Raw genomic sequence first — 13,621 nt, forward strand, 5'->3', positions numbered from 1 at the left:
ACATCGTCACAGCAGACAGACGAAGGCCACGAAGGTAAGCAGCGTCAGCGCCATGCAGCTGGCCTGGAAGACCGAAATCCCGTCCTCCACATCGCCTGCCGTCGCCACATCCCGGCCCGTGCCGTTGATCATCGGCTCGCGCACGACAACGCCCGAATAGACGCGTGGGCCGGCAAGCTGGAGATCGAGCGCTCCGGCCATGGCCGCCTCCGGGCGGCCGGAATTCGGCGAACGGTGCAGCTTGCCATCGCGGACACCCACGCGGAAGGCATGGCTGAAGGCGGTTGTGCCGCGGCGAATGCCGGCGCCGACGGCGATCAACAGGATGGAGAGGCGCGCCGCCGGCCAGTTGGCGATATCGTCGAGCCGGGCCGATGCCCAGCCGAAATCGACATATTTCTCCGAGCGGTGGCCGATCATCGAATCTGCGGTATTCAGCATCTTGTAGAAGAACAGGCCCGGCAGGCCGAAGATCGCATACCAGAGCGCCGGTGCGACGACACCATCGGAGAAATTCTCGGCGAGGCTCTCGATCGCCGCACGGCAGACACCCGGCTCATCCAGCGTTTCCGGATCGCGCCCGACGATGCGCGACACCGCCTTGCGCCCGCCGACGAGACCTTCGGCCCTGAGCGCGGTTGCGACAGCCGCGACGTGATCCGACAGGCTCTTCTGCGCCAGGAAGATCGCCACGCAGAAAACCTCGAGCAGGATGCCGACGGGGCCGAAGAGCATGAGAAACCAGTGCAGCACCAGCCCGGTGACGACAGCGAGCACCGACAGCGCCAGGATCACCACAACACCATTCTGCCGGCGTTGTGCCTTGCTCAGGATCTCGCGGTTAAAATGCTGGTCGAAATAACCGATCGCCTTGCCGAAGATCGCGACGGGATGCGGCACGCGCATCCACAGCCATTGCGGATCGCCGATGATGCGGTCGAGCAGCAGCGCCAGAACCAGCACCAGAAAATGTTCATCGAAATTCATCGGTCAATGCTCCGAAGGGCCGCGGCAAGTCTTGCATCATCGGCAGCGTCGGGGGCAAGGCCGAAGCGCAGCCAGTCCGGCGCATAATCGAACCGGCGGACGAGAATATGATGGCGGCAGAGAGTCGTGTAAATGTCACCGGCCCTGGCGTCGGCAACAAGCGTAAAAAGCGGTGTACCACCGGCAATGACAAGGCCGGCCCCGGCCAGCACCGCATGCAGGCCCGCCTGCCGCTCGGCAATCGAGGTGGCGATCCCGGAGACATCAGAATTCAACAGCGAACCGGCAATCGCAAGCGCCGGCCCCGATACGGCCCAGGGGCCGAGCCAGTCCTCGAAACGCGCGAGAATATCGCTCCGCGCAATGGCAAAGCCGAGCCGCAGCCCCGCCAGCCCGAAGTATTTTCCGAAGGAACGGAAGATGATCAGGTTCGAAAGCCTCGCTGCACGCGGCGCAAGGCTCGTGTCCGGGCTTGTGTCCCCGAAAGCCTCGTCGACGACAAGAAAACCGCCGCCCGCCTTCAGCCGCTCATGCAGCGCTTCCAGCCTGTCGGCAGCATGGATTCGGCCATCCGGATTGTTCGGATTGACCACGACGGCCAGTCCGTGCTGGGTGCCGATATCATCGATATGATCAACCGCATCGACGACGAAACCGGCCGCCGTAAAAGCTCGCGCATACTCTCCATATGTCGGGGAGAGGATCGCCACGCGCCGGCCCTCGGCGGAAAGCCCGCCGACCGCAACCAGGCGCGGCAGAAGCTGGATGACGGACTGCGTGCCCGGAACCGGCAGGGGAAGGATTCCGCCGCTGCGATAGTGATCCCGCGCCGCATGCCGCGCCGTCTCGATAAGATGCCGATCCGGCAGGCGATGCCAGATCCTTGCAGGGATTTCCGGCAGCGCCACCGGGTTGGGGTTGATGCCGGTCGAAAGATCGAGCCAGTCCTCCGGCCGGCCGCCGAAGCTTGCCGCCGCCGCGGTAATGCCGCCGCCATGCACGATGGGCGCGTTCATGCGGCTGTCCCGGCAAGATCGATCAGGTGCATGTAGGAGCCGGCCACCTGCCCGCGCCTGAGGCCCGCCGCACCGAGATCGTTTCCAAGCGCATCCTGCGTCGCAAACAGCCGGTCGCCCTCGCCTTCGGAGACGATGGTGGAATAGTGGAATTCATGCGCCGTCATCGCCTTGTCGAAGAAGGCGCCCGCAAGCGGCGTCACCTGCCGATAGCCGAGGTGCCGCTGGCGCGTCTCATAGCTGGTGACGACCGGCAGCAGGCCGAGCATTTCATGGCGCACGCCTTCCCCATCGATCAGTCCGTCGCCGAGCACCATGTAGCCGCCGCATTCACCGTAGATGCGCAGGCCGCGGGCCGCCGCGGCCCTCATCGCCCTGGCAAAATTCTGTGCGGCCGCCAGCTTTCCTGCATGCAGTTCCGGATAGCCGCCGGGAAGATAGATCGCATCGGCGTCGGCTGCCGGCGCTTCATCGGCAAGCGGCGAGAAGAAGGAAATCTCCGCCCCGCGCCGCCGCCAGCCGAGCAGCATGTGCTCATAGCAGAAGGCAAAGGCGATATCGCGGGCAACGGCGATGTGCCGGCCGAAGGGCATCAGCCGGGCGATATTGGCAGCCGAAGGCCGGTTCAAGCCCTGCCGCGCGATGCGCATCAGGAATTCGAAATTGCACTCTTCGGAAACGGCATTGGCCGCATAATCGATGAATTCCTCGAGCGCCCCATGCTCGCCGGCCTGCACCAGCCCGAGATGCCGCTCGGGCAGCGCCAGCATCGCATCCTTGCGGATGACAGCGACGATGGGCATGCGGATAGCTTCCAGCGCCTGACGCAGCATCATCTCATGCCGGTCGCTGCCGACCTTGTTCAGGATGACGCCGGCAATGCGCACATCGGCGCGAAATCCCGCAAAGCCGCTGACGAGGGGCGCTACCGATTGCGACAGCCGCGAGGCATCGACGACCAGCACCACGGAAAGCCCAAGCTGCGCCGCAAGTTCCGCCGCCGTGCCGCGCCCGTCGGCCGCCCCGTCGAACAGGCCCATCATGCCCTCGATGAGCAACACGCGGTCGCCGGAACGATGCAGTGTCGCATTGGCTGAAATCAGCTCCTGCCGCATGCCCCAGGGATCGAAATTCAGGCAGAGCGAGCCACTCGCCGCGGCATGGAAGGCCGGATCGATATAGTCGGGACCGGCCTTGCCGGGCGCAACGGCGACGCCTCGATTGCGCAGCGCCCGGAGCAGCCCGAGTGTTACCGTGGTCTTGCCGGAGCCAGAGGATGGCGCAGCGATCAGCAATCCGCTCATGCCGTCTCCTTTCCCTGCCCGCCGGCATGACGAAAGGGATCGGGCTGCAGGCGGCGCCCGCCGAGCGCGCCGAGCCAGTCAAGCGAAGCGCGAAGCCGCACTACCTCGCCGACGACGACGACTGCCGGCGGCTCCAGCCCGGAAGCGGCAACTGCTGCAGGCGCTTCTCCAAGCGTGGTTTCCAGCACCTGCTGCTCGCCGGTCGCCGCATTGCAAACGAAGGCGACCGGCTCGGATGCCGAACGGCCCGATGCAATCAGATTGGCGCTGATCTGCGCGATATGTTTCATCGCCATATACATGACGATGACGGGCGAACCCTTGCCGATCGCGCCCCAGTTGATCGCATCGGGAACGATGCCGGAGGAATCGTGGCCGGTGAGGAACGTCACCGCATGATTGATCTCGCGATGCGTGACCGGAATGCCGGCATAGGCCAGCCCGCCGATGCCGGCCGTGATGCCTGGCACGATGCGGAACGGGATATTGTGCTCGACCAGCGTTAGCGCCTCTTCCCCGCCACGGCCGAAAACGAAGGGATCGCCGCCCTTCAGCCGCAGCACGCGCTTGCCCGCCCGCGCCAATTCCACCAACCGCAGGGAAATATCCCGCTGCTTGGCCGAGGGCTTGCCGCCGCGTTTGCCAGCATATTCGAGCTCCGCACCCGTCCGCGCGAGCTTCAGACAGTCTTCGTTGACCAGCGCGTCGTGGACGACAACATCGGCTTCCGCCAATCCCTTCGCAGCAAGCAGCGTCAGCAGGCCCGGGTCGCCCGGACCGGCACCGACAAGCCAGACGCTGCCCGGCTCCAGCGCCGGCAGATGTGAGAATGCACCATCGATCATCCAGCTGATCTAGGCCCGCCGGATGACGAGGTCAACGGCGTCGAGGGCCGCGCACTGGAAGTTGACAAAACGCGATTGAATCAACTCCGCAAGAACCGGAATCAAGCTCGCAAGCAATCCAGATAAACGATTGATTGGATTCCGGAATCGGAAACGGGCCGGCAGCAGATCGCGCATCCGGCCCGTCTGAGGCAATCAGACGCGCAGCAGTGTATCGCGGATCAGGGAGAGCACCTTTTCCGACTCGATACCGGTTGCAACCACCTGGCTCGGCAGGCCATCCCAGTCGCCCGGCGGGAACCGGCGGCCGTCCGGCTTGATCACCGTCTGGCCATCGGCAATGCCGCCGCAGACGACGCGCAGCGCGCCGGTAATCGTCTTGAACAGGTCCGGCGCCACGACATAGACGGCAGCACAGCTGTCATGCACCATCATTCCGTCCTCGACCGCATGCTTGTAGAAGTCGATATAGGATTGCGACAGTTCGTCGAGCTGCTTGACCGCCTTGTCGCCCTTGTCAGCCATGTCGCGCAGATAGGTCCTGCTCATCGTCGTGATCGCGGTCACATCGAGACCGATGACGACGACCTTCCACGGCGCGGTCAGCACGATATCGGCCGCTTCCGGATCGCCATGAATATTGGCTTCGGCAACCGGCGAGACATTGCCCGGCACATAGAAATTGCCGCCCATGATGACGATTTCCTTCACGAGGCCTGCAATGCCGGGATCTTCCTTCAGCGCCAGCGCGAGGTTCGTCATGCGGCCGACGGCAACCAGCGTCACCTCGCCCGGATTGGCCCGCACGGTCTCGATGATGAAGCGATATGCCGGACGCGGATCGAGCGGCAGGTCGATCGTCTCGGGCACCGGCATGTCGCCAAGCCCATTTTCGCCATGCACCATGGTCGGCCAGGGGCGCTCGTGACGCTTGGGATCGATGGTGACGCTTGCACCCTTGGCAACGGGGGCCGCGATATCCCATTCCCGCTTCAGGAACAGCGCATTGCGCGTCGTCGTCTCGATCGAGGCATTGCCGAAGACAGTGGTGATGCCGACCAGATCGATCTCGGGATGGCGGTGCAGGAAAAGCAGCGCCATTGCGTCATCAACGCCGGGATCCGTGTCATAAATGACCTTGTGCATGTGTATCCTCCAGAACAATTCCAGCAAAACCGTGCGGCGGCCTTGTACTCGAAATTGCATAAAAACAAAGGGATAGAGCAAATCCGTGAATCAGGATCGGAAGTGCTCCGGATGCGAGTCGCCGGCAGCCGGATGGCGCCGCGAAGTGCCGCCACCATAGCGCCCGTCAGGCTTTGTGCAACCCGATGCGGGCGACGGCCGCTGTCGCATGTCGAGATTTGATCTTGCCGAGCACGAGTTCAGCATCCGCGCCCAGTGCCGCCAGTGCTGCCGCTTCCGCCACCCCATGGCAGCAGACACGGGCAAAGACGATCTCGGAGGGATTTTTCAGCCGCGGCGTCTCCGCTTCCAGCCGCGCCGCATCGAAGAACACGGCAGGCACGGACAAATGCTCGGCAACCGCAAGGATCGCCGGCTCCTGTCTGCGGCTGTCGATCGAGGCAACAGCCGCAAGCGCCATGCCCGCGATACCGGCCGCGTCCAGCGCCTGGGCTGCTAAAGCCATCACCTCGGCAGGCGAAGTCCCGTGCTCGCAGCCGAGCCCGAGCACATGCCGCCTTGTCTCATCAATGGTGATGTCGCTCATTCCCATCAGCCGATTGCGCCCCGCTGTGTCCGCCATGCCATTGCAGCTCATGGCCGGAAATGCAACAAGGCCGCCCGAAAGCCCCGCCCCGAATGCCCCTCCCGGAATAATCTCTTGCCTGACATTGCGATCCATCTGCTTCTGCTGCTCTGCGCGGCTGCCTTCTTTGCCGGTTTCGTCGATTCCATCGCCGGCGGCGGCGGCCTCATTACCGTCCCCGCGATGCTGATTGCAGGCATTCCACCGCTGCAGACCCTCGGCACCAACAAGGTGCAGTCCCTCTTCGGCGCCGCCTCTGCAACCATCGCCTATGCGCGCAAGGGCCATGTGAAGCTTTCGGAACAATTGCCGATGGCGCTGATGGCCGTCATGGGCGGTTCGCTGGGTGCGGCCCTTGCCACGCTCGTGCCCGGCCAGGTTCTGCAGGCCGTGATGCCGGTGCTCCTGGTGGCGATCGCCATCTTCTTCGCCGTCAAGCCGAACCTGAATGATTCCGACACGCACCGCCGGATGACGCCCTTCCTCTTCGGGCTGACGCTGGTGCCCCTCATCGGCTTCTACGATGGCGTCTTCGGCCCCGGCACCGGCTCCTTCTTCATGCTGGCCTTCGTCACGCTTGCCGGCTTCGGCATGCTGAAGGCAACCGCCCATACCAAGCTTCTCAATCTCGGCTCGAATTTCGGCGCGCTCGTCGTCTTCGCAAGCTTCGGCGCCACGCTCTGGAAGATCGGCCTGCTGATGGGTGCCTGCCAGTTCCTCGGCGCGCAGCTCGGCTCGCGGCTCGCCATGCGCATCGGCGCAAGGCTCATCAAGCCGCTGCTCGTCATCGTCTGCATCGCCTTTGCGATTAAGCTGCTCTCCGACCCCGCAAACCCGCTGCGTGTCTGGCTTGGCGTCTAGAATTTGATCTCGTCGACGGTCGTCAACACTGTCTTGGCCGAAACACCCGGCGCATTGGCGAAATGCCAGGCGACATATTGCTCGGCATAGGGATCGGTCGACGACATGCCGTCGACCGGCAGGATGATATTCATGCCGGTCAGCGCCGCATAGGCCGCCGTATTCAGCACCGCCCCTTCGGATGCTGTGCCGGCCACGATGATGGTCTTGATATGCTTTTCGGTCAGGATCTTTTCGAGATCGGTGTTGATGAACTTGTTGGCGCCGCCCTGCACCACCGGATCGCCCTCTCTCGGCGCCAGTACGCTGGCGATATCGCCCTTCGTGGCGCCGCCGGTAATGCTGTAGATGACGGGCACGCCGCTCTTGCGTGCCTCGTTCAAAAGCTTTTCCACCTTCGGCAGCGAGGCGATGCAGCGGGGCTTGGTCTTCGTGTTGCACGGCCCTTTCGATGGGTCCTGCGCGCCGTTGAAATCGAGCAGCAGCAGCGCCGTATCCGATATATTTACGCTGACCGGCTTCAGCACCGGTGCAGCGGGCACCTTGATCGTATTCCAGTCGTCGATCACATTCGCTTGCGTGGCCGAAGCGCCGAGAAGTACGATGGCGAAGGCGGCTAAAGCCTTGCAGGAACGGGTTTTCATGGGGTTTCTCCTCCCGGGGCAAAAGAGTTGCCGCAAATCTTCGGGCTCGCTCCTCACCTGTCAAATCACCAAGCCGCGACCTGGATTTGATACCGGCAATCAGGCTTCCATTACGTCAGGCGTAATTGATAGGCTGCACCGCTTTCGCCGATGATCGCCCCGCCTGAACATGGCAGGCGATCAAAAGGAGACGACCCGATGAACGACGCCCAGACGGAAAACACGCAGCTGAACAAGGCAAGGACCAACGCCGAGCGCTATCTCGCAATCTGGAACGAGACGGATGCCACCCGCCGCCGTGCCCTGATCGCCGAGAGCTGGACGGAAGCCGCGACCTATATCGACCCGCTGATGCGCGGCGAAGGCCATGAGCAGATCAATTCGCTGGTCGAGGCCGTGCAGAGCCGCTTCCCCGGCTTCCGCTTCGAACTGATCGGCACGGCCGATGGCTACGGCGACAACCTGCGCTTCTCCTGGGGCCTCGGCCCCGACAATGGCGAAGCGCTGATCAAGGGCACGGATTTCGCCGAACTCGAAGACGGCAAGCTGAAATCCGTCCGCGGGTTCATCGACCAACTGCCGGAAGCCGCCTGATGAGCCCGACCGCCCGCTCTCTCGGAGATCATCTGCGCGAATGGCGCCAGCGCCGCCGCATGAGCCAGCTCGATCTCGCGCTGGAAGCCGATATCTCGCAACGGCACCTGAGCTTCATCGAGAGCGGGCGCTCGACCCCGAGCCGCGAAATGCTGTTGCATCTGGCCGAACGCCTCGGCGTGCCCTTGCGTGATCGCAACCCGCTGCTTCTCGCAGCGGGTTTCGCCCCCGTCTTTGCCGAACGCAAACTGGACGATCCGGCCCTTCTTCCTGCACGCCGCGCCATCGACAGGGTGCTGAAAGGCCATGAGCCCTATCCTGCCATCGCGATCGACCGCCACTGGACGTTGATCGCCGCCAACGCAGCCCTGACGCCGCTGCTCGAAACCATCGCCGATCCCACCTTGCTGGAACCACCCGTCAACGTGCTCCGCCTGAGCCTGCACCCGCAGGGCCTGGCACCGCAAATCGCCAATCTCGCCGAATGGCGTGCCCACCTGCTCGATAGGCTACGCCAGCAGATATCGGTCTCGGGCGATCCCGTGCTGGAAAAGCTCTTGAAGGAACTGCTCTCCTACTCCGCGCCCCAAGAGGCGACCGAGCCCCACACCGACCTCGCCGGCATCGCCGTACCCCTGCAGCTTTCGACCAGGGCCGGCCTTCTCTCCTTCATCTCGACGACGACAGTCTTCGGCACGCCCGTCGATATCACCCTGTCGGAACTCGCAATCGAGACGCTCTTCCCGGCCGATGAGGAAACGGCCGCAATCCTGCGCAGCCATCTGGCCAATTAGACCTTTTCCGCGCAATTCCGGACGCAAAACCGCGGACTTATTTGCTGGCAATGCTTTAGAATTCGACGCCCGGCTGCCCCTTGATGCCGGAGCGGAACGGATGCTTGACGAGCTCCATCTCGGTCACCAGATCGGCAATCTCGATCAGTTCGTCCTTCGCATTGCGCCCCGTCAGCACGACATGCGTCATGTAGGGCTTCTCGTTCTTCAGGAATTCGACGACTTCGTTGATGTCGAGATAGTCGTAACGGAGCGCGATATTGATCTCGTCGAGCAGCACCATGGAATTGCGCTCGTCGCGGATCAGTTCCTTGGCCTTTTCCCAGGCAGCCCCTGCCGCCGCCACATCCCGCGCCCGGTCCTGCGTCTCCCAGGTAAAGCCCTCGCCCATCGTGTGGAACTGGCAGATGTCGGAGAAATGCTTCTCGATCAGATCGCGCTCGCCCGTCCACATCGCACCCTTGATGAACTGCACGACGGCCGAAGGCTTGCCGTGGGCGATATGGCGGAAGATCATGCCGAAGGCGGAGGATGACTTGCCCTTGCCCTTGCCGGTATGGACGATGATGAGGCCCTTCTCATCCGTCTTGGTCGCCATGATCTTGTCACGCGCGGCCTTCTTCTTCGCCATCTTCTCGTTGTGACGAGCATCGTCCTTTTCGGCTGGTACGACTGGCTCTTCGCTCATGATTGGCTGCCTGCTTTTTTCTTGGTTTCGTTGATGTCTGTAAGATCGAATTGCGCCGAGTTGCTGCGCGGCGTCCAGAGCCTGCGCTCGATCGCCTCGAGCAGCCGCTCCTTCATTTCGGAGAGCGCCGCCGGGTTCTTCTCCTCCATGAAATCGCGCACTTTGGGATCAGCGACGAAAGCCTGATAGACCGCCTCGAAATGATGGTTGCCGACAGCCCCCGTCGTCGCCGCAAAGGCAAAGAGATAATCGACCGTCGCAGCAATCTCGAAAGCACCCTTGTAGCCATGGCGCATCACGCCCTCGATCCATTTCGGATTGACGACGCGCCCGCGCACCACCCGCCCGATCTCCTCTTCGAGCGAACGGATCACAGGCTTTTCCGGCCGTGAATGATCGTTGTGATAGATCGCCGGCCGCACTCCGCCCAACGTCTCGGCCGCCGCCGCCATGCCGCCTTCGAACTGGTAATAATCGTCGCTGTCGAGCAGGTCGTGCTCGCGATTGTCCTGGTTCTGCACAACAGCCTGGATGGAGCGCAGCCGCTCCTCGAAGACGCCGCGCTCGGCCTTGCCTTCTTCACCAGCACCATAGGCATAGCTGCCCCAGACGAGATAGGCTTCGGCAAGATCGGCCCGCCGCTCCCAACCCTTCTCGTCGATCAGCGCCTGCAAGCCCGCCCCATACACACCCGGCTTGGACCCGAAGATGCGATAGCCCGCCCGCTTTGCCGCCGCCTTCTCGTCGAGCCCGGCAGCGATTAGCCGCACCGCCTCGCCGCGCATGCGCCCGGCTATCGGATTGTCGGCCGCATCTTCCTCCAGCGCGCCGACAGCGCGGATCGCCTTGTCGAACAGCGCGATCTGCTCGGGAAAGGCATCGCGGAAGAAACCGGAGATCCGCAACGTCACATCCACCCGCGGCCGCCGCAGCATGGCTGGCGGAATGATCTCGTAGCCAGTGACGCGCCGCGAGGCCATGTCCCAGACCGGCTTGACGCCGATCAGCGCCAGCGCCTGGGCGATATCGTCGCCGCCGGTGCGCATGTTGGACGTGCCCCAGGCCGTCAGCCCGAAGGAGACGGGCCATTCGCCGTGATCCTGAACGTAGCGGCGGATCAGCAATTCGGCCGATTTCTTGCCGAGTTCGTAGGCGGCGGGTGTCGGCACCGCGCGGCTGTCCACGGAGTAGAAATTCCGCCCGGTCGGCAACACGTCAGGCCGCCCGCGCGTCGGTGCACCGGATGGACCGGGCGGGACGAAACGACCGTCGAGGCCGCGCAGCAGACTGGTGATTTCGGCCGGACCGCAAGCGAGGATGGAAGGTTTGAGGCGGGCCGCGATCTCGTCGAGTACGCATCTGGTTTGGGACCAGACAGTTGGGCAGGTGATTTCGCCGGAGACAAGCTTGGTCGCGAGCAGCTCGATGCGCTCGACTGTGTCACCGTTCGTGCGCCAGGGGGCATCGGTGATTTCTGCCAGGATTGCCGGACGTGAGCCGACCCAATTGCCGGCCATGTCACAATCAAGTGGATCGAAGGAACGCTGAAGCACGCGACTCCCCTTCTCCCCAGCGGGGAGAAGGTGGCCCGAAGGGTCGGATGAGGGGGCCATAGGCTCGGCCTCGCCTTCGCTCAGCCGCTCGCTCCTCACGTCGTTTGCCCCCTCATCTGCCCTAACAGACATCTTCTCCCCGCTGGGAAGAAGGGGGAATGTCAACACATCCCCCGCAATCGCCCGCTGCAGGCTCGCATCGCCGCCCTCACCCAGCCCACGCGGCACCCGCGCCAGCGCCACGGTGAGATCCGTCAGCAGCCGGCCCTCGGGCGACACGCCAAACACATGCAACCCGTCGCGGATCTGCATTTCCTTGAGATCGCACAAATAGGCATCGAGCTTCTTCAAAGCCTCGCCTTCGCTCTCACCCTTTGCAATCCCCGCGTCCCGATCCAGCCCGATATCGGCAACAAGCTCGAGGATCTGCCGGGACAGCAGCCGGATACGCCGGGGGTCGCCACCCGAGGCCTCGTAATATTCATCGACCAGCGCCTCCAGATCCTTCAGCGGCCCGTAGCTTTCGGCCCGCGTCAGCGGCGGCGTCAGATGATCGATGATGACGGCGGCCGTGCGGCGCTTCGCCTGAGTGCCCTCGCCCGGATCGTTGACGATGAAGGGATAGAGATGCGGCAGCGGCCCGAGGATCGCTTCGGGATAACAGGCTTCCGACAGCGCCAGTGCCTTGCCCGGCAGCCATTCCAGATTGCCATGCTTGCCCATGTGGATCACCGCATCGGCGCCGAACTCTTCGCGCAGGAAGGCATAGAAGGCGAGATAGCCGTGCGGCGGCACGAGATCGGGCGAGTGATAGCTTTCCTTCGGATCGATATTGTAGCCGCGTGCAGGCTGGATGCCGACGAGCAGCCCGCCGAAACGCGCAAAGGGGAGCGCAAAAGCACCCTCGCGCATGTAGGGATCGGCCTTCGGATCGCCCCATCGCGCGTTGACTTCATCCTGAATCTGATTGGGAAGAGAGGCGAAGAAATCCTTGTATCGACTCAAGGAAAGCCGCTCGCGCACAACCTTGCCGTCGAAACCGGAATTGGTCGGCCCCGCCATCAGATGCCGCATGAGCGCATCGCCATCATCGGGGATATCCGCGAGCGGATAACCAGCCTCCGCCATCGCCCGCATCACCTCGATCGTCCCGGCGGGCGTATCGAGCCCGACGCCATTGCCGAGCCGTCCGTCCCGGTTCGGATAGTTCGCCATGACCAGCGCGACACGCCGCTCCGAAACCGGCCGCTGCCGCAGCCGCGCCCAGTTGGCGGCAAGGGCCGCGACATAGGCCATGCGTCCGGCATCCGGCTCGCTGGAAACGATATTGGCCTCGACCGCGGCATCGTAGCGAGCGGCAGCCTTGAAGGAGACGGCGCGCGAGAGCACGCGGCCATCCACCTCCGGCAGCGCGACGTTCATGCCGAGATCGCGGGCCGACAAGCCTTGCGATGAGGCTGCCCAGGCCTCCCGCGACGAGGCGGAAAAGATCGCCTGCAGCACGATCGCGTCGTTGGCCTCCAGCACCGTCGGCTCGCGATCAGCACCGGGTGCGGACACGGCAAAGCCTGTCGTGTTGATGACCACGTCGGGTTGGAGATCGGCGAAGATGGCTTCGAGGATGCCTTTGGAGACGGGATCCTTGAGACTGTAGGCAAAGACCGGCAAAGGGCGAAGACCCTGCGCCTGCAGGGTTTCGATCAGTGCCTCGACCGGGCGGGTTTCGCCGCTCTGCACGAGTGCGCGGTAGAAGGCGATGGCAACGACGGGTGCTGCCTGTCCCTTCTCCCCAGCGGGGGTCCGGAGGACGGGTCGAGACCCGTGGCTCGACCCCGGTCGGTGGCCCAACGGGTCGGATGAGGGGGCCACCGCACAAACCTCGAAATCGTGCTCCTGTTGCTCGGTCTCTCCGTCGCTCGCCCCCCTCATCTGCCCTGCCGGGCGTCTTCTCCCCACTGGGGAGAAGACAGAACCGGTGAGCTTCCGCCACTCCTCGACCCCAACAAGCCCCCGCCCTGGCCACCAGATCCCGGCCTTCATCAGCGGCACAGCCGGCGCCGGCTTCTCCTCTCTCGAGAGCATCGCCGCCGCATAGGCGAGAAAGCCCCGTGCATTGGCATCCCCGCCCTCGATCAGATAGGCCCAGAGCGCATTCAGATCATCCAGCGCCACATTGGAAAACGGCGTCAGCCCGGCATCCGGCTTCGAATCCCCCGGCAGCACCGCAATCAGCGCACCGCTGCGCGCTGCGACCGCATGCAGCGCCTCCAGCGCATAGTGGAAATAGCTCGCCCCGCCGAGCGCCCGTACGATGATCAGCTTCGCATGCCGCGCCGTCCGTTCGACGTATGTATCGACCGACATCGGGTGCTTCAGGCTCATCAGGCTCGCAAGCCTCAGCGAATAGCCTCCTTCTCCGCCGCTATGGGCCGCGGCAATCGCCGCAAGCTCGGTATCGGCAGCGGACAGGAACAGGATATCGCCCGGCGACTGGCCGAGGTCGATCGCCTCGTCCCCGTCGCTGATCGTCCCCTGTTGAGCGAGAAGCAGATGCATTCGTTATG

General features: G+C 63.7%; 12 protein-coding genes. 3 read left to right on the forward strand and 9 right to left on the reverse strand.

The window, feature by feature from the left end; all coding sequences use genetic code 11:
• Window positions 1-6 precede the first annotated feature (6 nt).
• From cbiB to FHT93_RS07115, 6 genes are all read right to left on the reverse strand, one after another.
• Window positions 7-987: an adenosylcobinamide-phosphate synthase CbiB gene (gene cbiB / locus FHT93_RS07090; protein WP_112969347.1), complete on the reverse strand. Its 981-nt coding sequence runs from the start codon at window positions 985-987 to the stop codon at window positions 7-9.
• Window positions 984-2,003: a threonine-phosphate decarboxylase CobD gene (gene cobD, locus FHT93_RS07095; RefSeq protein ID WP_183846865.1), complete on the reverse strand. Its 1,020-nt coding sequence runs from the start codon at window positions 2,001-2,003 to the stop codon at window positions 984-986. Before cobD ends, cbiB begins: the two co-directional genes overlap by 4 nt.
• Window positions 2,000-3,307 carry a cobyrinate a,c-diamide synthase gene (locus FHT93_RS07100; RefSeq protein ID WP_183846867.1) on the reverse strand — a complete coding sequence of 436 codons (1,308 nt, stop codon included), beginning with the start codon at window positions 3,305-3,307 and terminating at the stop codon, window positions 2,000-2,002. Before FHT93_RS07100 ends, cobD begins: the two co-directional genes overlap by 4 nt.
• Window positions 3,304-4,152, reverse strand: a complete 849-nt coding sequence (cobA, locus tag FHT93_RS07105) for a uroporphyrinogen-III C-methyltransferase (RefSeq protein ID WP_113016675.1) — start codon at window positions 4,150-4,152, stop codon at window positions 3,304-3,306. Before cobA ends, FHT93_RS07100 begins: the two co-directional genes overlap by 4 nt.
• A 195-nt stretch (window positions 4,153-4,347) precedes the next feature.
• Complete coding sequence (locus tag FHT93_RS07110; RefSeq protein WP_183846869.1) at window positions 4,348-5,298, reverse strand: nucleoside hydrolase; 951 nt, start codon at window positions 5,296-5,298, stop codon at window positions 4,348-4,350.
• A gap of 166 nt (window positions 5,299-5,464) precedes the next feature.
• The gene (locus FHT93_RS07115; RefSeq protein ID WP_183847566.1) at window positions 5,465-5,884 is read right to left on the reverse strand and encodes a cobalamin biosynthesis protein; all 420 of its coding nucleotides are present in this window, start codon (window positions 5,882-5,884) and stop codon (window positions 5,465-5,467) included.
• A gap of 114 nt (window positions 5,885-5,998) precedes the next feature.
• Here FHT93_RS07115 and FHT93_RS07120 point away from each other — a divergent pair, with 114 nt between their 5' ends.
• Window positions 5,999-6,784, forward strand: coding sequence for a TSUP family transporter (locus tag FHT93_RS07120; RefSeq protein WP_113147403.1), 786 nt, complete (start codon window positions 5,999-6,001; stop codon window positions 6,782-6,784).
• Here the strand turns inward: FHT93_RS07120 and FHT93_RS07125 are convergent.
• Window positions 6,781-7,428, reverse strand: a complete 648-nt coding sequence (locus FHT93_RS07125; protein WP_183846871.1) for an isochorismatase family protein — start codon at window positions 7,426-7,428, stop codon at window positions 6,781-6,783. The genes FHT93_RS07120 and FHT93_RS07125 overlap by 4 nt on opposite strands.
• A 198-nt stretch (window positions 7,429-7,626) precedes the next feature.
• Here FHT93_RS07125 and FHT93_RS07130 point away from each other — a divergent pair, with 198 nt between their 5' ends.
• On the forward strand, window positions 7,627-8,022 hold the full coding sequence (locus FHT93_RS07130) for a nuclear transport factor 2 family protein (RefSeq protein ID WP_183846873.1): 396 nt from the start codon (window positions 7,627-7,629) through the stop codon (window positions 8,020-8,022).
• Window positions 8,022-8,816, forward strand: coding sequence for a helix-turn-helix transcriptional regulator (locus FHT93_RS07135; protein WP_183846875.1), 795 nt, complete (start codon window positions 8,022-8,024; stop codon window positions 8,814-8,816). Before FHT93_RS07130 ends, FHT93_RS07135 begins: the two co-directional genes overlap by 1 nt.
• 55 nt (window positions 8,817-8,871) lie before the next feature.
• Here the strand turns inward: FHT93_RS07135 and cobO are convergent, their stop codons facing one another.
• Entirely contained in the window at window positions 8,872-9,504 is a 633-nt protein-coding gene (gene cobO / locus FHT93_RS07140; protein ID WP_113115119.1) for a cob(I)yrinic acid a,c-diamide adenosyltransferase, read from the reverse strand.
• Window positions 9,501-13,613 (reverse strand): cobaltochelatase subunit CobN, encoded by a 4,113-nt coding sequence (gene cobN / locus FHT93_RS07145; protein ID WP_183846877.1) that lies wholly within the window; start codon window positions 13,611-13,613, stop codon window positions 9,501-9,503. Before cobN ends, cobO begins: the two co-directional genes overlap by 4 nt.
• Window positions 13,614-13,621: the final 8 nt, after the last annotated feature.

The organism is Rhizobium sp. BK379 (genome assembly GCF_014193955.1).
Taxonomy (GTDB): Bacteria; Pseudomonadota; Alphaproteobacteria; order Rhizobiales; family Rhizobiaceae; genus Rhizobium.

Bases quoted from the DNA above. Each gene is read 5' to 3' on its own strand.
- cbiB (WP_112969347.1), bottom strand. From the start codon at position 987: ATGAATTTCGATGAACATTTTCTGGTGCTGGTTCTGGCGCTGCTGCTC.
- cobD (WP_183846865.1), bottom strand. From the start codon at position 2,003: ATGAACGCGCCCATCGTGCATGGCGGCGGCATTACCGCGGCGGCGGCA.
- FHT93_RS07100 (WP_183846867.1), bottom strand. From the start codon at position 3,307: ATGAGCGGATTGCTGATCGCTGCGCCATCCTCTGGCTCCGGCAAGACC.
- cobA (WP_113016675.1), bottom strand. From the start codon at position 4,152: ATGATCGATGGTGCATTCTCACATCTGCCGGCGCTGGAGCCGGGCAGC.
- FHT93_RS07110 (WP_183846869.1), bottom strand. From the start codon at position 5,298: ATGCACAAGGTCATTTATGACACGGATCCCGGCGTTGATGACGCAATG.
- FHT93_RS07115 (WP_183847566.1), bottom strand. From the start codon at position 5,884: ATGAGCGACATCACCATTGATGAGACAAGGCGGCATGTGCTCGGGCTC.
- FHT93_RS07125 (WP_183846871.1), bottom strand. From the start codon at position 7,428: ATGAAAACCCGTTCCTGCAAGGCTTTAGCCGCCTTCGCCATCGTACTT.
- FHT93_RS07130 (WP_183846873.1), top strand. From the start codon at position 7,627: ATGAACGACGCCCAGACGGAAAACACGCAGCTGAACAAGGCAAGGACC.
- FHT93_RS07135 (WP_183846875.1), top strand. From the start codon at position 8,022: ATGAGCCCGACCGCCCGCTCTCTCGGAGATCATCTGCGCGAATGGCGC.
- cobO (WP_113115119.1), bottom strand. From the start codon at position 9,504: ATGAGCGAAGAGCCAGTCGTACCAGCCGAAAAGGACGATGCTCGTCAC.
- cobN (WP_183846877.1), bottom strand. From the start codon at position 13,613: ATGCATCTGCTTCTCGCTCAACAGGGGACGATCAGCGACGGGGACGAG.